The organism is Actinopolymorpha alba DSM 45243, from assembly GCF_000373925.1.
Lineage (GTDB): Bacteria > Actinomycetota > Actinomycetes > Propionibacteriales > Actinopolymorphaceae > Actinopolymorpha > Actinopolymorpha alba.
Genome location: NZ_KB892821.1, coordinates 1 through 21254, shown reverse-complemented (window position 1 = coordinate 21254; position 21254 = coordinate 1). Strand labels below are relative to the sequence as shown.

23 protein-coding genes and 3 pseudogenes are annotated in these 21254 nt (G+C 65.7%); 8 read left to right on the top strand and 18 right to left on the bottom strand.

Annotated elements, in window-relative coordinates; genetic code table 11:
• Positions 1 to 402: DUF222 domain-containing protein (locus tag B141_RS0136665; RefSeq protein WP_026257915.1), on the bottom strand; the 402-nt coding region annotated here is incomplete at its 3' end.
• A 363-nt stretch (positions 403 to 765) separates the two neighbouring features.
• Here B141_RS0136665 and B141_RS44825 point away from each other — a divergent pair.
• From B141_RS44825 to B141_RS52040, 4 genes and pseudogenes are all read left to right on the top strand, one after another.
• Positions 766 to 1056: pseudogene (locus B141_RS44825) on the top strand (GNAT family N-acetyltransferase); the annotation flags it as partial.
• Between the two features lie 237 nt (positions 1057 to 1293).
• Complete coding sequence (locus B141_RS0136655; protein WP_020580146.1) at positions 1294 to 1662, top strand: carboxymuconolactone decarboxylase family protein; 369 nt, start codon at positions 1294 to 1296, stop codon at positions 1660 to 1662.
• Positions 1562 to 2074 (top strand): annotated as a pseudogene (locus B141_RS53185) (cation-transporting P-type ATPase); the annotation flags it as partial. The gene B141_RS0136655 and the pseudogene B141_RS53185, both read left to right, overlap by 101 nt.
• A gap of 109 nt (positions 2075 to 2183) precedes the next feature.
• Positions 2184 to 2618, top strand: coding sequence for a hypothetical protein (locus B141_RS52040; protein ID WP_020580145.1), 435 nt, complete (start codon positions 2184 to 2186; stop codon positions 2616 to 2618).
• Between the two features lie 290 nt (positions 2619 to 2908).
• On the opposite strand, the gene B141_RS0136645 is transcribed toward B141_RS52040, so the two are convergent.
• Both B141_RS0136645 and B141_RS50485 read right to left on the bottom strand, forming a co-directional pair.
• The gene (locus B141_RS0136645; RefSeq protein ID WP_020580144.1) at positions 2909 to 3493 is read right to left on the bottom strand and encodes an ArsR/SmtB family transcription factor; all 585 of its coding nucleotides are present in this window, start codon (positions 3491 to 3493) and stop codon (positions 2909 to 2911) included.
• Positions 3494 to 3576: 83 nt separating this feature from the next.
• A complete protein-coding gene (locus B141_RS50485; protein WP_169513002.1) occupies positions 3577 to 3732 on the bottom strand; it encodes a dihydrofolate reductase family protein in 156 nt (51 codons plus the stop codon).
• 122 nt (positions 3733 to 3854) lie between these two features.
• Between B141_RS50485 and B141_RS44820 the strand changes: the two genes are divergently transcribed.
• Complete coding sequence (locus B141_RS44820) at positions 3855 to 4778, top strand: aminoglycoside phosphotransferase family protein (protein WP_157181571.1); 924 nt, start codon at positions 3855 to 3857, stop codon at positions 4776 to 4778.
• 42 nt (positions 4779 to 4820) lie between these two features.
• On the opposite strand, the gene B141_RS0136630 is transcribed toward B141_RS44820, so the two are convergent.
• The 4 genes and pseudogenes from B141_RS0136630 to B141_RS52035 all read right to left on the bottom strand — a co-directional run bounded on the left by B141_RS0136630 (position 4821) and on the right by B141_RS52035 (position 10513).
• Entirely contained in the window at positions 4821 to 5669 is an 849-nt protein-coding gene (locus B141_RS0136630; protein WP_020580141.1) for a phosphotransferase family protein, read from the bottom strand.
• A 234-nt stretch (positions 5670 to 5903) separates the two neighbouring features.
• The gene (locus B141_RS0136625) at positions 5904 to 8591 is read right to left on the bottom strand and encodes a DUF6493 family protein (RefSeq protein WP_020580140.1); all 2688 of its coding nucleotides are present in this window, start codon (positions 8589 to 8591) and stop codon (positions 5904 to 5906) included.
• On the bottom strand, positions 8588 to 9934 hold the full coding sequence (locus B141_RS0136620; RefSeq protein WP_020580139.1) for an SWIM zinc finger family protein: 1347 nt from the start codon (positions 9932 to 9934) through the stop codon (positions 8588 to 8590). The genes B141_RS0136625 and B141_RS0136620 overlap by 4 nt, the downstream gene beginning before the upstream one ends.
• 178 nt (positions 9935 to 10112) lie before the next feature.
• Positions 10113 to 10513: pseudogene (locus tag B141_RS52035) on the bottom strand (mycothiol transferase).
• A gap of 216 nt (positions 10514 to 10729) precedes the next feature.
• On the opposite strand from B141_RS52035, the gene mraY reads away from it, so the two are divergent.
• Positions 10730 to 11809: a phospho-N-acetylmuramoyl-pentapeptide-transferase gene (gene mraY, locus B141_RS0136605; protein WP_020580137.1), complete on the top strand. Its 1080-nt coding sequence runs from the start codon at positions 10730 to 10732 to the stop codon at positions 11807 to 11809.
• A 227-nt stretch (positions 11810 to 12036) separates the two neighbouring features.
• Here mraY and B141_RS48450 read toward each other — a convergent pair whose 3' ends face one another.
• The 5 genes from B141_RS48450 to B141_RS44810 all read right to left on the bottom strand — a co-directional run bounded on the left by B141_RS48450 (position 12037) and on the right by B141_RS44810 (position 14459).
• Entirely contained in the window at positions 12037 to 12705 is a 669-nt protein-coding gene (locus tag B141_RS48450; RefSeq protein ID WP_084678759.1) for a class I SAM-dependent methyltransferase, read from the bottom strand.
• A gap of 115 nt (positions 12706 to 12820) precedes the next feature.
• A complete protein-coding gene (locus B141_RS0136600) occupies positions 12821 to 13087 on the bottom strand; it encodes a hypothetical protein (protein WP_026257914.1) in 267 nt (88 codons plus the stop codon).
• A gap of 1 nt (position 13088) precedes the next feature.
• The gene (locus tag B141_RS0136595) at positions 13089 to 13547 is read right to left on the bottom strand and encodes a methyltransferase domain-containing protein (protein ID WP_026257913.1); all 459 of its coding nucleotides are present in this window, start codon (positions 13545 to 13547) and stop codon (positions 13089 to 13091) included.
• A gap of 245 nt (positions 13548 to 13792) precedes the next feature.
• Positions 13793 to 14182, bottom strand: coding sequence for a VOC family protein (locus B141_RS0136590; protein ID WP_020580136.1), 390 nt, complete (start codon positions 14180 to 14182; stop codon positions 13793 to 13795).
• A gap of 46 nt (positions 14183 to 14228) precedes the next feature.
• Entirely contained in the window at positions 14229 to 14459 is a 231-nt protein-coding gene (locus B141_RS44810; protein ID WP_020580135.1) for an integrase core domain-containing protein, read from the bottom strand.
• Positions 14460 to 14485: 26 nt separating this feature from the next.
• Between B141_RS44810 and B141_RS50110 the strand changes: the two genes are divergently transcribed.
• Complete coding sequence (locus B141_RS50110) at positions 14486 to 14692, top strand: hypothetical protein (RefSeq protein ID WP_157181569.1); 207 nt, start codon at positions 14486 to 14488, stop codon at positions 14690 to 14692.
• A gap of 497 nt (positions 14693 to 15189) precedes the next feature.
• On the opposite strand, the gene B141_RS0136575 is transcribed toward B141_RS50110, so the two are convergent.
• Entirely contained in the window at positions 15190 to 16113 is a 924-nt protein-coding gene (locus tag B141_RS0136575) for an NmrA/HSCARG family protein (protein WP_020580134.1), read from the bottom strand.
• 85 nt (positions 16114 to 16198) lie between these two features.
• Between B141_RS0136575 and B141_RS0136570 the strand changes: the two genes are divergently transcribed.
• Positions 16199 to 16789: a TetR/AcrR family transcriptional regulator gene (locus B141_RS0136570; protein ID WP_020580133.1), complete on the top strand. Its 591-nt coding sequence runs from the start codon at positions 16199 to 16201 to the stop codon at positions 16787 to 16789.
• Positions 16790 to 17012: 223 nt separating this feature from the next.
• Here the strand turns inward: B141_RS0136570 and B141_RS0136565 are convergent, their stop codons facing one another.
• The 5 genes from B141_RS0136565 to B141_RS0136545 all read right to left on the bottom strand — a co-directional run bounded on the left by B141_RS0136565 (position 17013) and on the right by B141_RS0136545 (position 21146).
• Positions 17013 to 17717: a VOC family protein gene (locus tag B141_RS0136565; protein ID WP_026257911.1), complete on the bottom strand. Its 705-nt coding sequence runs from the start codon at positions 17715 to 17717 to the stop codon at positions 17013 to 17015.
• A 713-nt stretch (positions 17718 to 18430) separates the two neighbouring features.
• A complete protein-coding gene (locus B141_RS0136560) occupies positions 18431 to 18979 on the bottom strand; it encodes an ATP-binding protein (RefSeq protein ID WP_020580131.1) in 549 nt (182 codons plus the stop codon).
• A gap of 119 nt (positions 18980 to 19098) precedes the next feature.
• Positions 19099 to 20292, bottom strand: a complete 1194-nt coding sequence (locus B141_RS0136555; RefSeq protein WP_020580130.1) for an RNA polymerase sigma factor — start codon at positions 20290 to 20292, stop codon at positions 19099 to 19101.
• Positions 20293 to 20312: 20 nt separating this feature from the next.
• Positions 20313 to 20669: a YciI family protein gene (locus B141_RS0136550; protein WP_020580129.1), complete on the bottom strand. Its 357-nt coding sequence runs from the start codon at positions 20667 to 20669 to the stop codon at positions 20313 to 20315.
• 63 nt (positions 20670 to 20732) lie between these two features.
• The gene (locus B141_RS0136545; RefSeq protein WP_020580057.1) at positions 20733 to 21146 is read right to left on the bottom strand and encodes a DUF6069 family protein; all 414 of its coding nucleotides are present in this window, start codon (positions 21144 to 21146) and stop codon (positions 20733 to 20735) included.
• Positions 21147 to 21254 lie beyond the last annotated feature (108 nt).

The following is a 21254-nucleotide window of genomic DNA, read 5'->3' as shown; positions in this document are numbered from 1 at the left end:
AAGGTTGATCGATTCACGGATGATCTTGGCGTGCAGGAAAGAGATTCGGCCTGCGGCAAGTGCCTGGCCGGTGGCTTGAAGGTTGGTCTCCAACGCTTTGGCGAGCTTCACGTCCGCGCCGATAGCGCCGGGGTGAAGGTGCAGCTTGTGCCTCAGCCACGCGGCCGTCGACGTCGCCCCCGCCTGGGAGGCAAGCTCGTGGGCGTCGACGTCGTGGATGGTCCGAAGTCGCAGCGCTTCAGACCGACCAACGATCTTATGCGCCAGCTCCACAGCCTCGGCCCGCTCAGCATCCGTATACGACCAGATGGGAGATTCCAGAATGTCAGCGAGCATGGAATCGACCGCACCCATCAAGCCCAGCACCGGGTGCGTGGGCGGGGCGCCGGTCGTGATCTCCATAGCCGGAACACTATCGGCGACCACCGACAAGGACCCGACCCAAGGAGCCTATTCCGAGGCTCCCCGGAATGTAATTGTGGGTAGCCATGAATCGCTTTCCGTAACCCTCGTGAAGGTTCACTAAACGATCCGCGGTCCCATTGAATAGACCGCCGCCCAGGTTGACTGATACCCAAACCAACAACCGGGGTAGGCAGTGGAGACTTTTCCGGGTCAGGACACGGAAAAGTCTCCACTGTTTCGCCGGATAAGCAGGCGGCTCCGGCGAGGCGGTCCAGGTCGGATACCCAGAAAGCGGTAGGTACAGGCGCACCTCGACATCGGCGGTGAGATTCTTGGCCCACGAACGCTGCCCGGCTTGACGGAGAGAGAGTCGGCATGGCCCTGCTCCTGATCCTGACCACGCTGTCCGGGGATTTCGGCTACGTCGAGGAGGTCGTCGTCGATGAGGCCGCCAGTGGCCGGCACATCAGTACGGAGCTGATGAGAGAGCTGCTCAATCTCGCGGCACAGAAACAGCTCCGATTCGTTGACCTGACTTCTCATCCATCCACGACGGCTGCGAATGGTCTCTACCGCTCGCTCGGGTTCGAGTTGCGAGAGACCAACTGCTACCGCTACACACCTGAACGGTCAACGGTTCCCCAGACCTGACGGTCTTCGCATCCTGCCATGCGATGCCCGACATGCCCGAGGAACCAGCAACATCCGACATTGCACCTCCTCGTCGGCAAGGCCGCACGCGGCGAACCGGAACGGATCCTTCATCCACTGCGGGTGTGGCGTCGAGGGTGGGCATGGGCTCGGCTGGAGGTGAAGGCAGACCGTAGGCCAAGAAGAACCCATGTCGGCTGCAGGTCTCGCTGATCCGTGCTAGTGGAAGGGGTCTTGATGACCACTCAGACGCCTGAACGTTCCCTTGACGCCCTGGCCCATGGCGAGCGGCCCGTGCTCGAGGAACTTGCCCAGATGCATCTGAACACGCTCTCCAACTCTGGCTTGGACGAGCGTACGTACCACTTCGTTCGCCTTGCGGCACTGATCGCGATGGACGCGGCACCCGCTTCGTACCTGGCGAACCTGGCGGTCGCCCGTGATGCAGGCATGACCGCCGCCGACGTTCAGGGTGTCGCTGTGGCGATCGCCCCGATCGTCGGAAGTGCACGCGTTGTCGACGCCGCTGGCAGCATCGTGCGTGCGTTCGGCTTCGCCGAGGCAGCAGCGGAATCCGCCGAAGGAAGCAGTCGAGAAAAGCGGTGATACCTCGCCCAGCCTGACAACCTCGACTTGCCAGGCAAGAGACGTTCCAAACCTCAGAAGGAGCGGAGGCGGCTTCGCAGCGCTGGTGTCGGTCCGGCAGCAGCGCTGCGACGGCGCACGGTCCTGGTTTGGCTTCTTCGGTGCAGGTAGATCGGAGCATGGAACATGGCCGCGGGAGCCGGCGCCATGGGCGAACCGGTCACGGGGGGGCGGTGGACGGTATTCACGGTCGGCAGATGACGTCGCCGGGATCTTCGATGTAGATCCGAAGGATGGGCTCTCATCGGAGCGAGCGGCTGACCTGCTTGCCGCATACGGACCGAATGCGCTGCCGGAGGAGAAACCGAAGTCGGGGTGGCTGCGGTTCCTGGAGCAGTACCGCAGCTACATGCAGATCATCCTGGTCGCTGCCGCGGCTGTTTCGGTGGTGGTCCACCAGTGGGGCACTGCGGTTCTCCTCCTGCTGTTGACGGTGCTCAACGCGGTGGTCGGCCTTCGCCAGGAGGGCAAGGCCGAGAGCGATGTTCGTGCTGGGTCGCATCCGGGGCGAGGCCTGGGACGTGTTGTTCGTCAGCGCCGTCGCATTGGCCATAGCCGCCATCCCCGAGGCATTGCCCACCGTGACGCAGACGATCTTGTCGCTCGGCAGTATCGATCTGGCGAAACGGAACGCGATCGTTAAAGACCTTCCCTCGGTCGAGATGCTGGCTTTCACCTCTGCGATCAACTCGGACAAGACAGGCACGCTGACGTTGAACCAGATGACCGCGATCGAGGTGGTGGACCCGACCGACCGATACACGATCTCTGGTACCGGCTACTCCCTGGATGGCCAGGTCCGCCACGCGGCGGGGACATCCGCGGGTATCGAGGACGCGATCCTGCCTTACGTCATTGCGAATGATGCCAAGCTCGTGGACGGCAAGGTCGTTGGCGACCCCACGGTGTCTTGTTAAGCGTATTCGTAGTTGAGGATAAGGGTGAGGTCGTTGATGTCGCTTCGTACTGGAAATGCAGCCGTACGCCTGTGACTTGCTTGAGGTCGACCAGCTGGTCGGGTAGGAGTTCGATCAGCCAACTGCTCTCGAGGCCGACGTTTTTGACGGGTCGTTTGTTGCCTTGGTCGCAGAACCTGACGAAGGAGACGCCCTCATTGGACAGGTACCCCGTGCGGGAATCGGCCCGTCGCCTGTCAGCACCTCGACCCGGACTTCCTTGATGCGCTGGGTCCCGATCCGACGGGGTGTCAGCCCTCATCGTCGGATCGGGGCGGCAGAGTCGGGTAGTCGAGCATGGGATAAAGGCCCACGGTGAAGCCGTAGACCGTGTCGCCGGAGCGAGGGAGCTGGTCGAACTCGTGGATCACCTGATCGACGCGGCCCCAGAACTCCGCCGCGCGTTCCTCGGGGATCCGCGCATGCCGGATGAAGGACCGCAGCTGGCCGGCGTCGTAGGCGGCAACGGACTCCTTCGCCGCGACCTCGAAGTCGTTGAAGTCCGGCGGAAGCGGGACGCCGTTAGCGCTCCTGCCCAGACCGACGAAGAACATCCGCGCGGTGCGGCCGTAGTAGCGCTCGTCGATGGCCCTGACGCGGCGGGTTCGTACGACGCGCAGCAGGCCCGCGCCAGCCAGGACGTTGACGTGGTGCGCCACCGTGCTCTTGGGGCGCTTGACCGCGCTGGCGAGCTCGGTCACGGTCGCGGCCCGCTCGTGGAGTAGACCGAGGATCGTCGTGCGCAGGGGGTCGCTGATCGCCCGCACCTGCTCGGCGGTGGTGAGCTCGACTGTTTCCTCGAGGTCGTAGTCCGGGACGGGGGGATCGATTGGCATGGTCGGACCAAACTAGCATCCTCGTTCGTTCGAACTACTTGGATCATTAGCGTCGAAGGCAAGCCCGCCATGACCAGGACCACTCAGTCAGCAGGAAGCACGTGGTAGGTCAGGTACGCAACCTGACCTACCCGTTCGACGTTCGACAGCGAGAGTTGTGACGACGTGAGGCGGCCTGTGAACAGAGGCTTGCCACGTGCCAGCATCACTGGCACGACACCGATCAGCATCTCGTCCAACAGGCCGGCATCCGCGAATGCCGTGCCGACCCACCACAACGGCGAAGATCGCGACCTAAGGCCCTGCCGCCATCGTGAAACCTTTGGACGATCCGACGCAATGGGTGATCGAATCGGCTGTCATGAGTCAAGCCGACCCTCATGCCCTGGTCGTCCCTGTGTTGTTTCGCGATGCGCTCCTGGAGAGCCAGGGCGATCGGGCGCGTGAGTGGTTGAACCGCCTGCCGGGACTTGTCTCTGAGCTGTTGGAACGCTGGTCTTGCGTGATCGCTGGGCCGGCCATGTCCGGGTGGTCAGGCGTCGTGGTGCCAGTACGTCGGCTGGATGGTAGCGGCGCCATGCTGAAGATCTCGTACCCGCACGAGACCTTCCAGCTCGAAGCGACCACGCTCGCCACCTGGGCCGGGCGGGGAGCAGTGCTGTTGTTGGAACGCGACGACGCGAACTACGCGATGCTGCTCGAACAACTCCGCCCGGAATCGTTGGCCACCGTAGCCGACACAGACAAAGCAATGACCATCATCGGCCGCCTGGCCCGAAGACTCGCCGTCCCCTCACCGCCCGGACCGCCCCGGATGCAGCCGGTGTTCGAGCAGTGGGCTCTCGAGCTTCCCGCCATGTCGGCTGCCGCGGGTCATCCCCTTCCCGCACGAGCCGTCGACGCCGCCATCGCCACCTGCGTGGACCTGGGACCTGAACAACCCGACACCATGCAGCACGGCGACCTCAACCAGACCAACGTGCTGCGCGGAACGCGGGAGGACTGGCTGGCTATCGACCCCCAGGGCTACGTCGGCGAGATCGCGTTCGAGTGCCTCACCCACCTGCGCGACCGTTGGACCGAGCTGAAAGACCTGCCCGACCCCGACCGAGCCCTGCGCAGGCGGATCGAGATCTTCGCCGACGCCGCCGAGATCGACGTGGTGAGGGCGCTGCGCTGGACGCAAGCCCGAGCCGTCCAGACGCACCTTCGATCAGGTCCACTTGATGGCCCCAGGGACGACGGCGGCGTACACGACTGGATGGCCACCACACTGGCTGACTGACCACTCCAGCCTCCTGGCGTGGCTCGCGGCATGTCTCCGTGTTCAGTTGCCGTGGCGCAGGAGGGTTTGCAGCCTGATGAGGTTGCTGCGGTCTTGGAGGTAGTCGATGCTGGCCTGCGAGTCAGGCCAGTCAAAGCGCTGGCCGGTCTCGATGGTCTCACGTGCGCGCCAGACAGCCATGAGCAGCTCGTAAGTGCTCGCCCGCAGTTCGGTGGGTGCCGCGCCGTAGCCGTCGTAGAAGGCTGGGGGGACCAGCCCGGCTGGCCGGAAGTCGAGTTTCATAACATCCCACCACGGATCTCCGGTGCGGGCATCGTCCCAGTCCAGCCATCCGGTGCAGGTCCAGGAGCCGCTGGTATGGCTGAGCACCACGTTGTGTGGCAGGGGGTCGTTGTGGAGCAACCTTGCTCCACCGGTGAGCGAGATGGCGTGTCCCGCCCTTTCGGCGATCTCGTCGAGCAGACGGTCGTCAACGGTCATGTCGAGTCGCCCGAGCACGATCGTCAGGTCAGTTGGAAGATCGGCGGTCGCCCACTGATCCCAGTCCGGCGAGAAGGGCACGACGCGATCACCAACGATCTCCCCCGCGGCGTCCATCTCGATGTCATGGATGTGCCGCAGGGTGGTACCGAACGCCTGCCATGCTGCTGTCTGATCGCCTGGCGAGCCCTCGACGAGCACCTGCTCCAACGTCACACCCTCGACCCACGGCATCAAGGTTCCGGAACGGCCCTCACATGCTGCCGCTGCCAGGATCTGGGGGACAGGGATGTCGTGCTCGCGGAGCAGCCCGTGCAACCACGTCTCCTTGGCCAATCTGTCGCGAGCCTCAGGCCCACCGTGGACCCGGGCCACGAACCGTTGGCCCGCCTCGGACTCGACGACGAACACCTCATTGGATGAGACCCTCAGTGGGTCGACCCGGCAGGTAGCGGACAGCCCGGCGTCGCGAAGCAGGCGCGTCAGAAGGGGCCAAGGTGACGGTGCCTGGACCGGTCGCGCATCCGAGCGGTCTGGCAGTGAAGGTTCCCCGGACATGACCTCGATCCTCCATGCAAACGGGCCCGCGAAGTTCGCTGACTGAGCCCAGGGCTGGACTGTTCCACAACCGGTCCACAACCGAGGTCAGAGAGCGGTGTCGGCGAGGAGTCGGGCTGCTTCGGCGCGGGTCGTGGTGCCGGTCTGTGTCCGTTGGGCGAGTCGTTCAATGGTCTCGGCAGCGGCTGAGCTGACTGAGGGGTAGTTGGGTAGTACGGCTGTCCGTCCGCATCGTTGGGCGAGTTCGTCAGTGAGCAGAAGTGCTCGGCCGAGGTCGCGGTGACCGACTAGGCCGGGCAGCAAGGCTTCGAGTGTGTCGAAGACCCGCCAGGTGCATGCAGCGTTGGCGTTGGCGGCCTCCTCCAGGCTTCGGAGCAGCCGCTGAACGATGATCATCTTGTCGGCGGCGTGTTGAGCGCTGACACGTCCGAGTGCGGCACCGTCGAGCAGGTTGGTTGAGACCAGGCCGACGACCGCATCGACAGCGGCAGTGCGCAGCGTGGGGTTCTTGCCGGACAGGGCCAGACTGAGCGCGCTCCATGTCGGCTCCCCGGGCGGAATGGTGAGTGTGGCGAGGCTCTGGACCAGAGGTACCGCGGCGTCGCGGACTTCCCACACCTGCCTGCACAACATCGGATGGGCCTGGGCCATCACCACGTCGGGGTGATGCGGGGCAACGAGCGGCCAACATGCCACTAGCTGGTGATGGCGCGGGGAACGCACGATGTCGCTGTCGTCCCACCTGTAGCCGGCCCGGCTCAGGGGTTCTTGCAGGTCGAGAAGGGACGTGATGATCCGATCGGGCGAACCGGTTGGTGCGGACGTGTCACGCCAGACCACCACGCGTGGGCGGAGGTCATAGCGACCGACGATGCCTGCCAGGAAGTTCGAGCTGCCTCGTGGCTGCCCGGCTTGTCGCTGCCAGGTTGGTGTACGGGTCATGTCGGTCGTAACCCTGACCAGGCCGACGTCGGCGGATGGCTGGTTGGCGAGGAGTTCGCTCATGACGGCCGGCCCGGCCCGTAGCACCGCGGTTTCGAGGTCCATCGGTAGCAGGTCGTGGCGTGCGCGGGCGAGTTCGTCCAACCGCGCACGAAGGTCGGCAGTGCTGATCGTTGCGTTGATGTAGGTGGGCGCCGCCAGCAGCGTCCGCGGGTGGCCGTGTGCCGCGACGACGGCGAGTTCGCGAAGGCGGGACGACACGATGGTCCCAAGGCTGAGGATCGCTGGTACGTTCTCGTCGGGCCGGCTGCCAAATGTCCGCCCGTCGAAGTGCGGTACCGCGTCCAGGCGAACTGTCTCTTCCGGCTCCCGCCCGGTCATCCAGGACACGACCACCTGCGCTAGGTCCACGCCAACGTCCGTACCGCGGAAGGCGCGGCACCAGTACAGGAGGGTCTGCGCCTGGTCGAGTAATGCCTCGCTGGTGGGCCGGCGGTCTGCATTCGTTGCCACAAAGTCGAGGACCTGCTCGATGAGGAGTGGGTCAGTGGCGTCCTCTAGGAGATGGACGAGAGCAGGTTCGATCATGTCGGGGTCGAGCCGCGCCATTTCTTGGGGCTGGACCGTGAGGGGTGTGCGTCTTGGTCCGGGAACCTGGACGAAGGCAGCGGAAGATTCCGATTCCGAGTCGGTGAAGACCGGTACGAGGATGTCGGCGGCGCGTCCTCCGAGCGCCGGAAGGCAGCTTCGTACTTCGGTCGCGACTCGAGGATCGGAGTCCGCCTTCATGGCCAGCACTGCCTCGGCGGCCGCCTGTTGGACTGCCTGGTGTGGGTGCGTCAACCCTGCAATGACAGCTCGGGCGCACGTTGGCGCGTGGTGGGGCTCGGCGTCTGTCACTGCGTGCAGGAGTGCGATCTGTGTCAGACCGAGCGACTTCTCCGTACGGTGCAGCGGGGCGTCGGCGATGTCGAGGAAGGCGTGGATATCGAGACGCTGTGCGGCAAGGAGTTGGCGGAGTGCGTCCTGGGCCAGCTTGACCACCGTGCTGGCAGTCGCGGACAGCAACGCTCGATAGGTGTTCTGACGAGACGTCATCTCCTCAACTGTCGGCTGGAGACGCCGGTGAAAGTCCACATACCAGGTCACGTCATGGGCTGGCCAGTCCTGCTGTAGGGCTGACAGCGCCAGGTCAATTGCCTTCTGTCGGGGAAGGGCGTCGATGAGGCAGGCGGCCCACAGCTCGTCATCGCCCTTTGCGTAGTAGTCGTGGCCATGGAGGTGTGGCCCCGCCCCTTCGACCCGGAAGAGGCGAGGGACTTCGTCCTCCAGCAGGGCTGGATCCTCGGCAAGTCGGTTCGCGAGACTTGACTCTTGGTCGCTCCGGCTCTGTCGGCCGAGATTCCTCACCATGTGAAGGGTGTAGTTCGGCTCGTCCGGTGCAGATACGACGCCTTGTCGCACGAGCTGGCGTACCAGGCGCCACCAGCCGCCGCCGTGTCGCCGCGCGTTGAGGAGGGCGGCTGGCAGGTCGGCTATCCAGGCGGGGTTGCGATCGGTCAGCACGCGCACGGCCATCGTCACCGACACGTCTGAAAGGCCCGACCAGTCGAGCAGCCGACTCACCTGCGTGGCTCTACTCACCGCGCCTAACACAGCCAGCGCAAACGGCGCATTTGCTCTCTCGAGATAGAACAATGGTCGGCGGTAATACTCTTTCACCGCACGGGCGACCGCAGCACGTTCCTTCTCGGTCCGCCCCGCCAACAGCGACACGACCGTCGCGCCGTCATCGCGGCGTACGGCGTCAATGACCTGCTCGGCCAGCGTCATGAGCCCTCGATCAGCCCGGCGGCCAGCACATGCTTGCAGGGGCCGCGTTGTCCCTGGTGCTTCCCCCACCATTGGCAGGTACACGTTGGCGGTGTGCGGTCCAACCGGACCCGATGGGTCACCTCGGTCGTTACCTCGAACCTTCCTGGCACGCGACGCACCGCACCAGCGTCGACGAGTGCGTGGGCGTCGCGGAGCCTGGGGTGCATGCCACGAATCGCGTCGCTGTCATACGGCAACTCCCGGTGAAAATAGCTGGACGCGGCTAGGTCAAAGCCAACCCGCCCGGCCCCACCGAGGCAGGCGAGGGCACGCAGGACCCGATCAAGCCCGAGCCCACTGGAGGCGGACAACACCGCCGGATCCAAGTCTGGTTCCCAGCCAAGATGAATGGCGAGCAGATCCGCGTCACGGAGCGCCTGATCGTCGGCAAGATCGGTGAGTACGCCACCTTCACCACTGAAGCCGCGTCGTACCTCCGGACTGAGCACCACGACCAGCGCGGCGTCATCCAACTGCAGCTGCCAAGCACTCGCCGTCGGCGGGCTACCATCCGAGACTGGTGGGCCGTACGCGGTCAGCCCGCGACAGTAGCGCGACATGACGTTCAAGAAGTGCAACCGCTCCGGACCCGAAACGCAGACAGCACCGGAGTGCGGACGAGTAGTGAGGCGGAGTCCTCGACCGGCCGCCACAGCCCACGTCTGCCCTCGTCCTGTGCTACGGGGCAGCGACCGCAGGAAGCGCCGCGCCTCGACTGCTGACAACTCCACCCGAGGCGCGAGGTTCGCCGTGGCCACCTGCACCTCAGCAAATCCCTTGAGCCAGCGGTGTGGAAGCTTCACCCTGCGTTCGACGGCAGTGCCCGCCAGCGTGGAGACAGCGACTTCGTCCAGACCGACGGCCAGGTGCAGCGGTCCGCGGTCTCCGATCCCTGCCAGAGCTGCGCGGGTCGGGGGATTGAAGTCGACGTTGGTCGTTCCACTCGCCTTCATCGCGCGCGCCAGCGAGCCCGGCAGCAGGTCAAGCCGGCTGTACACGCCACAGTCGGCCGAGAATGACTCGAACCGCAGCCGGTCGACGTTGCTCGTCACCACTGGATCGGCCGCCCGCACGGCCGCCGCCACCATGCCCGGAGGAGTGTAGAAACGGGTCCTGGCCACCCGAGCGACCGTCAACAGCGCAGCCGCATTCTGCTGAGGATGATCGAGATCGCCGGCAAAGAAATGCGGGTGCGCCTCCAGGCCGCGCTCTGTCACACCACCACTGGTCGCCAGGACCAGACCATCTGCGTCGCAGGAGGACGCCCGCTGGTAGGCATACACATGCTCCACGGCCGCCACCGCCGCAGGATAGCGCCAAGCCGCACCATGCGCGCGGCGGCTGAAGACGGCGCTGCGGGAGTGCTTCCCAGCGGGTGTTGGAGGCCTTCGACGAACTCGGCCGGGCGGCAAGGACAACCCTCGGGCTGCTCGACCTCACGGATCGGAGCTGCGGCCACCGGATCGGCGTACCAACGCCTCACTGGCCCACGCGACCGTCGATGCACTCCCGCAACAGATCCGCGTGGCCGCAGTGTCGGGCGTACTCCTCGATCCGGTGCACCAGCAGCTCCCGGATGGCGATGGCGTCCTTCCCAGACGCGCGCTCAGATCCGGGTGATTGGCCAGAACGGCGTCGGTGGCAGCCTGCTCACGAGGCAGGTCGGCGTATGCGGCGTCGACCACCGCCTGTTCGGCGACCACTCCTTCGAAGTCGGCGTCGCCCGCGCCGTACAGCTTCGACGGGGGATCGCCAGGCAGGATCCAGCCTCGCCAGTCCCGCTCTACCTCGGCGAGGTGCCGGAGCAGGCCGAGCAACGAATTCGCGGATGAATGCGGCTTGGTCGGCGGCCTGGCGCCTGGGAGGGGACGGTACGACACCGCCGAGCGGCGGCACGCGGTCCGAACGGACCTCTACAAGGTCAAGGCGCCGTCCTCGGGCTCGCCTGGCGGAAGCTATCGCTATCGTCAACCAATCATCGGCGGTGCGAGAGGCGGACGTTCTCCATGGCTGTTAGAGCTTGCAGTGTGACGGAAGGTGGACGTGGTGCCTGAGGACCTCGCGGCCGCGTGCCCGAACCTCTGCGGGTTTGATGCATGAAGGCGATCATCATCGGCGGTGTCGTATCGCTCGTCCTGTCCCTGGGGCTGACTCCCTTGGTGGCCCGGTTCTTCGTGCGGAAGGGACTCGGGCAACCCATCCACGACGACATGCCGATGGAGCACCAGGTCAAGCAGGGCACTCCCACCATGGGCGGGTCGGTGGTCATCGCAGCCGCCACCATCGGGTACCTGGTCGCCCATCTTGTCGCCGGCGTCGGGCCGTCGGCGTCCGGCATGCTCGTCCTGCTCCTGCTGGTTGGCCTCGGTCTGGTCGGCTTCCTCGACGACTATCTGAAGGTCTCTCGCGAACGCAACCTCGGCCTACGCGGCCGGGCGAAGCTGGTCGGCCAAACCCTGGTGGCGATCGTGTTCGCCGTTCTCGCCATTCGACTTCCCGACGCCGATGGGCTCACTCCCGCGTCGACGTTCGTCTCCTTCATGCGCGACCTTCCCGGCCTCCAACTGGGAGCCGTGGTGTTCGTGTTGTGGGCACTGTTCATGGTGTCCGCGACCTCGAACGGAGTGAACCTGATGGACGGCCTGGACGGGCTGACCGCGGGCACCTGCACCCTCGTCTTCGCCGGCTACACGCTCGTCTGCGTCTGGCAGTTCAACCAGTCCTGCTCTGCCGCCGACCTGCCTGGCTGCTACCAGGTGCGCGACCCCTACGACCTCGCCATCATCGCGTTCTCACTGGCGACCGCCTGCGGCGGATTCCTCTGGTGGAACTGCAACCCGGCCCGGATCTTCATCGGCGACACGGGTGCGCTGGGGCTCGGCGGCGCCATGGCCGGGCTGGCCATCATGACCCGGACCGAGCTGCTCCTCATCGTCATCGGTGGACTGTACGTCGCCGCCAACGCCTCGGTGATTCTGCAGCGCGGTTACTTCAAGCTGACCAGACGACTCACCGGGACTCCCCGCCGGATCTTCCGGATGTCCCCGATTCAGTTCCACTACCAGCTCAAGGGCTGGCCTGAGATCACCATCGTGATCCGCTTCTGGATCATCTGTGGCATCCTCGTCGCGTCCGGACTCGGCATGTTCTACGCCGAGTGGCTCACCCACTCCTAAGACAGGTGTAACCGGGCCGCTGACGCCGGGCCACCCACGGCCATTAGCCCACGGCGAGGCAGGTCAAACGTTCCCCGTGGATTCTTCCGCGGAAGAGTTCCCCCGACGGCAGGTCTGCGGGTCGAGCATGATCACGCGTTGCCGAATTCTCTCCCCCTGCTTCGCGCGTCAAGGGCGGCTTGGCGGCACGCGTAGGTGCGGCGTCCAGCATGCGTACTTACGCGATCCTACTTTCGTGCCCATACGAGACAACCCCGCTTTGTGAGCGTGAGTGGAGTAGCCACCCGCTCTCCAATATCTGCGGGCAGATGATGATGGCGCGTATAGGTAGCTACTGCTGCACGATCGGGAAGCACCATAATTGGTCCGTCCCAAGACTCGACCTCCACCGCTCCGGAGCCGAACACTGATGCAACAATCTCCGGCGCTTCTTCGGCATCAAAGGTGCTCGGGGGATATCCACTGGGGACCAACTCAGGATCCTGGGCGCGCGCCTTGGTTTCCGCAAGGAAGAGTCCACCAGGGCGGAGCACACGATAAGCTTCGGCGATCACCTCCGTGGGTTGGTCGAAGTGGTACAGCATGTTGCGGCACACCACCCCGCCGGCGCTATGGTCGCGAAATGGCAGATGCAGGGCGTCGGCTTGTATCGCCGGACGTGCCGTCACCTTGGCGAGCATCGAGGAAGATGCGTCGACACCAATCCAACGTGCAGGTGGCGGCAACCTGGCGGCAAAACCTCCGTAGCCGCAGCCAACATCGAGTATGGGTGCAAGACCCTCTTCCACGAAGCGCCCTGCGCCCTCGTCCCAATCCTCATCCGCAACGACCCAGGACGGGCTCCACGCGGCTGATCGATCCGGATCTGTGTCATAGTTGGGCTGGATAGTGCACATGCTCTCATCGTCGACATGCTCCGACTCCTACGCAACCACAATGTCGGGGTCACTCACGACGCAGGACCAGCGCCGGAGAGGTCACTCCAGGCATGCTGGGGACTCGGGCTTCGTGTCAGTTTGGCTTCTGCCAGACAGACACGCTGGACTTGCTGTCGCCGGTGAACTCGGCTCGGTCCCAGCCGGCGTAGCGCTTCACTAGGTCGAGCCCTGCCATCTTGGCCATAACATCCATCTCGGAGGGCCAGACGTAGCGGTGGGGAGTTCCACCCGCCTTGACCACTTTGCCGTTCTCCAGTTGGTAGCGGTGGGAGAACAGCCGTTGGGTTACGAGGTCGTAGCTGTCGAGGATGAGCAGGGTGTCCGTGACGGTGCCGGGCACCTCATTGGTAGTCGTGGCCCGGTGCGTCGGCCGTGGCCATGCTTCCAACGACAATTGCGGGCAGCTCGGCAGCAGGAACCGTGGCGTGGAGGACGTCGATCATCGCGGGAGACACATCTATGCCGGCCACGGGGATGCCGCGTCGAGACAGCGGCACCGCGATACGCCCAGCACCGATGGCGAACTCCAATGCTGGCCCGTCGCCAGCCAGCTGAGCGAGAAAGTCGACGGTGGGGGCAACCGCTTCGGTTTCCACGGTGTCACCCGGGCTGTAGTAAGCAGCGTTGCGGTCCCAGACCTCGCGCTGCTCGGCGCTGGAGTCCATCACCAATCGTTGGCCCTCCCACCCGATGCTTATGACCTGAACGATTCTTGCAACCGAACTTCGGTCGGACCAGCAATTTTCCGGGCCGTACATGTCGCGCCCGTCAGCCACCAGAGCCAACTCGGTGAAGCACATGATGTACGCGGTGATGGGTCTTGTCCCGATGGCCCGCGGACATCAGAAACCCCAGGACTCGCTACCAGAACGGTGAGCGTTTTTGCCTCACCGTAGCGGACGTGGCCTTGTTATGAGTCAAGAAGTTGGCAGAGTGTGATCTTGCCCGGGTCGGGATTCTCCTTCTTTGGAAGGGCTTCTCATCGGGTTCGCGTGAGCGTGGGTTGGCGACCGGAAGTAGGTTTGGCGCGGTGTGCGGCCTCCGATCAGGGGCGGCGGCCCGCAAGGACGCAGAACTCGTTCCCCTCTGGGTCGACAAGACAGACCCAGCTCTCATCGCCGGTTTGGCCGACGTCGGCGTGTCGAGCACCTAGGTCGAGCAGGCGACGGACCTCTTCGTCTTGCTCCCTGTCGGTTGGGTTGACGTCGAGGTGGAGCCTGTTCTTGACGGTCTTGCCCTCGGGCACGTGCGCGAATGTCAACGTCGGTGGTACGGGGCCAAGGTGGTTCTTGCCTTCAGGCACCATAGGGGAGCCGATTGTGACAATTCCGTCGTCTTCGTCTTGCACCTCGTAGCCAAGGACCGCGCACCAGAACCGAGCGAGACCATGGGGATCGGCACAGTCGATCGCAAGCTCGGTGAACTTACTGGTCATGTCAGGACCTCCCGGTCAAAGTAGCGGGTCCGCCAAGGGCCACACGCTAATCGCAGTGTTCGACGGCGAGGGCGTTGCCGTCGCCGATGGTGGCGCGGTAGAGATGTTCGTACTTCAGCGTGCCGAAGAACCGCTCGACTACGCCGTTGGCCTGTGGGCTCCTCACCCGTGTCCGGACGTGACGGAACCGCGGGTCGTCGCCGGCTAACGCGTCAGCGAAGGTCACGCCACGAAAGCACGGCCCGTTGTCCGTCACGCCGCGGTCGGCGAAGTCCATCTGCCAGACCCGGTTCCGCTGGCGTGGTGGGTCTCGGAACGCCCGCTTCCCCTGCCACGCCCACGATCTGCGGTCTGCCCGGAACCCGCTGCCGGGCTTGCCTCGCCGTTCGTGCCGGGCCTGGTGCGGCGGGCGCGACGGGCGGCCGTCAGCAGGCGGCGGCGCTCGGCGGCGGTGACGACCTGTCGTACACGGTCGTGGGCCAGCATGGCCATGATGTCCGGATGGAGTAGCACGTCGGTCTCCCTTTCGTTCTGTCGTGCCTCCATCCTTGGCCGGTCCAGGACGGATGAAATCGGTGTCGACTGCCTATCTTTCGCCCGCGACAGGTACCTAGTCGGCGTCGTCACCCGCGTAGGTATGCCTAGACCGCGCGGCTCGAGGAAGGAAGGACTGGTGTGGTCTCGTTTCCTCCCCACCCGCCATGGCCGCTTGACAACACATAGAAGCATCGGAAGGTCAGGTCGGACGCAGAACCGCCTGCTGTCCCGTGCAATCCACGTGCAACAGCGGGCGGCCAACCAGGCGGGTACGTCAGCGCAGGTCAGCGTCATTAGGGGACACTGCCGACCGGCCTCGGGCCAACGAATGAGACCAGGTCTGAGACCAGAGAGAGGCCGGGGCTCAAAGTCCGCGGAACTGATCATCACGAGCGGTCGCGAGGTCATTGCACAGCATGCCCCGGCAGGCGAGGAAGCCTGCGGCCAGCGCCGCCGCTACTGGTTTTGGGTCAGCCGTCGAGGAGTGTGGCGATGGCTTCGGCGCCGCCTTGGTCCAGCCAGCTTGGGAAGTCCTGCAGGCCCGGGTGTCGGTGGCGTAAGGCGGGGATGTCGGCGCGCCATAGTCCGCGTTGGACGGTGAAGGCCCGCACGGCGTCCTCGCTCAGGTTCAGCTCCTCGCCGGCGACCTGCTGATAAGTGATCTGGCGCCCGAGGCGCCGGCTGATCAGGCGCACGGTGGCCTCGGGGGTCAGTTCGTCGCCCGCAAGCTCCAGGGCCTGGCCGAGATAGGCAGTGGGGTCGGCGAAGGCGAGGGCGGCAAAGGCGCCGATGTCGCTCACGGCGACGAGTTGCACGGGCATGTCGGGGGCGAACAGGTGGCGCAGGACTCCATCGGCGGAGATACCGCCCAGGCCCACCCCGGGGATGGCGTGGTTCTCCATGAAGCGCACCGGTCGCAGGATGGTGGCCGGCAGTCCGAGGGCGGCGATGTGCTGCTCGATGGCCCACTTGCTCTCCCAGTAGGAGATGCCGGTGCCTCGCTCGGCGCCGCCGACGGAGGCGAAGACCAGGTGGGCGACGCCAGCCGCGGCCGCGGCGTCCGCCAGGTGCCGGCCGCGCTGGATCTCGCGACCGCTGTCCGGGTCGTCGGGGGTGACGGCGAAGACGCCGTGGGCACCGGCCATCGCCGCCTTGAGACTGCCGGGATCGTCCAGGTCACCCCGGAGCGGTTCGGCGCCTGCTGCAGCCAGTCCGCACGCGGCCGTGGCGGCGGGATCTCGGACCAGAACGCGGACCGACCAGCCGTCGGCCAGCAAGCGTGCGGCGGTGGCTCCGCCCTGTCGGCCTGTGGCACCGGTGACCAGGACAGGCTTGCCGGCCCTTCTCGCGGCGGTGGAGGAGGAGGGGAGTGAATGCTCCACGGGTGTGGTCATGTGAGGGACCTCCGAAACAGTAAGATGAGACTGTCTCGAGAAAGATATCGAGACAGTCTCAACTTTTCTACCGAGGGTTCTGCTCATGGACACCGGCACACCGACGCCCCGCCGTCGCATGCGCGCGGACGCACGCCGCAACTACGAACGGCTGCTGGCCGAGGCGGCGGCCGCGTTCGCCGAGCACGGCGCGGACTTCTCTCTGGAGGGGATCGCGCGCCGGGCCGGGGTGGCCAACGGCACGTTCTACGGCCATTTCGCCACCCGCCGGACTCTGCTGGAGGCGCTGCTGGGTGATCGGATGCGGACCCTGGCTGCGACCGGCACTGAACTGCTTGCCGCGCGCTCGCCCTTCGAGGGCCTGGCCACCTGGGCACGGGCGGCGATGGTGCACACGACGATCTACCGAGGGCTGGGCGCCGCGCTTATGCAGGCCGTCGAGGATGAAACCTCCGAACTGCATACGGCGTGCAAAGCGGTGCTCGCCGCCGGGGAGGAGTTGGTGGCGCGGGCGCGAACGGCCGGTGAAGTACGGCCGGATGTCACCGCCCCGGACCTGTACGCGCTGGTCAACGCGGCGGCATGGGCGGGCGAGCAGAGCTCCCCACCTCAGGGCGAGCGGCTACTGGCCTTCGGACTGGATGGATTCCGGACCTCGGCCACCGGTCGCGAGTGATCGCGCGCCTGGCCTCAGCGATACGCAGTTCGGCCAAGTGCGCTGTCCATGCCTCGCGTACATAATCATGCATGCGGCCGCTGTTTCCGCAGGTCAGAGGCGGTCGAGTGACAGGTGTGACAGTGAAGGCGTGTCCCTATGTCACTCTCCCCAGTTGGGAGGGGAAGACCGCGAGGGTCTCGATGATCAATCCTCGCACGCCAGTCCCGCGGCCGCTCTGTGGTCAGTTCCCTTTCACGCAGAACTCGTTACCGTCGGGATCGGCCAGCACGACGGCGCCATCCTCACCGACCTCGAGCCGAGTGGCCCCGAGGGAGACCAGCCGGTCGACCTCCGTTTGCTGGTCGCCACCGGCCGGGGCGAGGTCGAAGCGCTGCCGGTTCCTCACCTCTTTCGGAGCCACGGGCGGGCCTCCCCACGCGACCTTTGTGCCGCCGTGCGGCGACTGGATCGCGGTCTCCTGGTCCTGGTCCCACACCAGCGGCCAGCCCAGCGCCTCGCTCCAGAAGAGGCCGACCTCCCGGGTGCCGTCGCAGGCGAGCTCCCCGAGCAAGCCGCACCCGGCGAGGAAGCCGTTGCCCGGCTCGATCACGCAGAACTCGTTGCCCTCGGGGTCGGCCAAGACGATGTGCCCCTCCTCGGGGCGCTGCCCGACGTCGAGGTGGCCGGCGCCGAGTCCCAGCGCCGTCGACACCGCGTGCTGCTGGTCGGCGCGGCTGGCGCTGGTCAGGTGGAGGTGCATGCGGTTCGGTCCCACCTTCTCCGCGCGGCTCGGGATGAACCGAAGGCTGAGCTGGGTGTCGTCGCCGGGCAGGAGCGCAACACCGGCGTCCTCGACGACCTCCCGGCCGAGCACGCCGGCCCAGAACTGCGCCAGGCGAGCCGCGTCGTGCGCATCGAAGGTCACCGTCAGCAGTCGCGAGAGCATCACCACACAGTAGAGGTGCCTACCCATAAGCACACCAGAGTTTTGTCGATGTCCACGACCGTCCAGCGCGTCGTCCACGCCAGCGTTCTGATCGACTTCGACGGCGCTTGGGTACTCACCGACCCGTGGTTATCCGAGCGACCGTCGGGGATACCTGCCCGGCGAGACCCGGTGGGTTGGCTCGGCGGCGGACCTGCCCCCGCTCGCCGGCATCGTGATCAGTCGCGGGCACTACGACCACTGCGACCTGCTGTCGAGGCGGCTCGTGCCCACGGCGGTCCTAGAACCAGATCGCCGTAGCTCTCGGTGTCTCGCGGCAGGCTGCTCGGCAGAAGTACGGCAACAAGGTCGCGTAGCCCTGTTTGGGCGTCAGTGCTCTTGGCGTCGTTCCTCCGAACTATCCCGGATCGGCCGATCTAAATTTAGGTGCTGTGCTGGTGAACACACCGAGGCCGATGATCACAAGCGCTACGGCCGCCCTTCGTTGATGGCGGCCGAGGGTGGTTGAGGCGCCTCACTGTCGAGCAGGCCCAAGCGGCTGGCCACAGCATCAACGGGAGAGAGTTGCTGGTCGCGTATACATCGACGACTTCATTGCGCGTCGCTCCACCGATCTGGCGCCAAAACCGCCTCATTTGAAGCTGGGATGAGTTGGCAAGCGTCGACGAGTTTCGCCATCCACCACTAAGCCGCGTGATTGGCCGGTCGGCTAGCTAGGACCACGCGGTTTCAGAAACGCTGGTTTCTGACCGACTCAGACTTCCGGACCAAGACTGTCGAATCGTCTCAACCTGTTCTTGGAAAGCCATTCCTGTGACGTCGATGTCGAGGTCAACGTCGAGCGGTGTGCATTGCTGCCGATGCAGCGACTCGAACTCCTCGTCGGTCAAATAGACGGGTCGGCTTCGGGCCCGATCCCGAGCCGCTTCGAGGCCGATCGAAAGCCGGATGATCCGCACACCCGGGATCAGGTCACGGTAGGAGGTCAACAGTTCGGCGTCGATGACGTCGCTGATCGTCACGTTGAACATATTGCGGGTGAAGTTGGCCGAGAGCGCTGCGGCGTTCCGGACGCCGAGGAGGTGTTGGTTCCTGCCTTCCTTGCCTTCCCACGGGGCGGCGCCGCCGTTCTTGACCAGCTGGCGTACGTCGTCGACGTCGATGTAGGCACAGCGTGGGGTTGTCCGGGCGAGGGCTTGCGCGGTCACGGTCTTACCGGCAGCCGGACCGCCTGTCAGAAGCAAGGGTGGGAGCTGAACCACCGTTCGAGGCTAACGGAAACGTCAGAAACGTTCGTTTCTCGGGGCACTACCGCAGGAGGTGACGATGTTGACGCAGTCGTTCGGAGTTGGTGAGACCAGGTTCGTGGGCCGCGGATCGTTCATCGCGGATCTGGATCGAGTGTGGCTCGACGTGCTTCCAGGAAGGCTCGCTCGGTCTGGTTGCCGGCGAGCGCGATCGCCTGGTCGTACTCCGCCGCGGCCTGTGCCTCACGTCCGAGCCGAACCAAGAGGTCGGCCCGGGTGGCAGGGAGCAGGTGGTAGCCCGGCAGGTCCAGGTCCTCCAGTACCGCGAGAGCCATCGCGGGACCGTGTACTTCGGCGACGGCGACCGCGCGGTTGAGCGCCACAATCGGCGTAGGCATCAGGGGCAGAAGCTGGTCGTAGAGCGCCAGAACCTGCGACCAGTCGGTGGCGGCGCCGTCGGTGTGCACCGCGTTGATCGCCGCTTGGATCTGGTAGGGGCCAGGCCGGGCACGACGTAGGCAGCGGCGTACGAGCTCATGGCCTTCGGCGATAAGCGTCCGGTTCCAGAGCGAACGGTCCTGGTCGGGGAGCAACACCAACTCGCCGGTTGGGCCGAGCCGGGCCGGCCGGCGCGCCTCGGTGAGCAGCAACAGTGCGAGCAGGCCGAAGACCTCCGGCTCGTCGGGCATCAACGCCGCGAGCTCCCTCGCCAACCGGATCGCCTCTGCGCACAGATCGGTTCTGATCAATGGCCCGGTGGTGGCCGTGTAGCCCTCGTTGAACACTAGATAGAGCACAGTCAGCACCGGTGTGAGCCGATCGGGAAGCTCCTCGGCGGCCGGCACCCGGTAGGGGATGCCGGCGTCCCGGATCTTCCTCTTCGCGCGCACGATGCGCTGGGCAATGGTCGCCTCTGGCACGAGGTACGCACGGGCGATCTCCGGGACCTCGAGCCCTCCGAGAAGGCGAAGCGTGAGGGCAGTTCGGGCGTCTGGGGCGAGCGCCGGATGGCAGCAGGTGAAGATGAGCCGGAGCTGGTCGTCTTTCACCGGTCCCACCTCCTGAGGTTGGTCTTGTTGGTTCAGCAGCAGTGCTTGGGCGTGTCTTGCCTCTCGCGTCGACTCACGACGCAGGCGGTCGATGGCGCCGTTGCGGGCGGTGGTCACGATCCACGCACCGGGGTTGGGTGGCAGTGCGTCCCACTTCTCGAGAGCCGTCGCGAAGGCGTCCTGCACCGCCTCCTCTGCGATGTTGATGTCGCCGAGGAGGCGGACAAGCGTGGCCACGCAGCGGCCGTACTCAGCTCGGTAGACGCTCGCCAGGTCCATGTCGCTCGACCAGCTCCGGCTCAGCTCTCGGGCTCGTCTTCGAAGGGCCGTACCTCGACCGGGCCCCTGCACGCCTCCGCGCACTTCTCCGCCCAGGTCAGAGCCTCGTCGAGGTCGGCGCACCGGAGGACCCAGAGGCCGCCGAGCTGTTCCTTCGTCTCGGCGAACGGTCCGTCGGTCATGGTCGTCTTGCCGCTGTCGACCCGGACGACGGTCGCGCTGTCCGACGGCAGGAGACCTCCGCCGAAGACCCAGGCGCCAGCGGCCTGCAGCTCCCTGTTGACCTTGTTGACCTCTGCGTAGACGGTCTGCATTTCCTCAGCCGACGGGGTCGGGTCGCCCTCGACGTTGTGGACGGCAAGCATGTACTGCTTCATCGTGTTCCTCCCGTAACTAGACGGTGACATGGTGGCAGGTAGGTCGATGGTGGTGACGGCCGGTCAGGCGGCCAGGCGGCGCGCGATCGCCGGGACCACGATCACAGCGGCGACCAGGTGGGTGAGCATCAACAGCGCCTTGGTGGTCGAGTCGGCGGGCGCGATCGCGTCCGGGACCAGCGAGAGGGCGGTCAGCACCACGGTCGTACGCACGAACGTGCGCTGCGGGTGTCGGGCCCAGCGGGCCAGTGCCACGGCAAGGACCAGACCGAGCAACGAGAAACCGGCCGTCAATACGCCGAAGCCTGTGATCGGGATCGGGGCACCGCCCATGTCGAGGCTGATCCCCACAGCGTGGCCGGCGGCGGCGACGGTCATGGTGGCGGCGCTCGCGATCGTTGTGGCGGCGACTCCAGTCATGGTCAGGGCGCTGAAGCGCGGGGTGGCGATCTGGGTCGTGTTCAGGGTGGTGGTCATTTCTGCCTCCGGTGGGCTTGTCGGGCGGGCACGGTGCCCGTCTCTCACCAGGGCTACGAATGGGAGCGGCGCCGATCGACAGGTCCGTCGGAGAATTTCTGAGTCTTT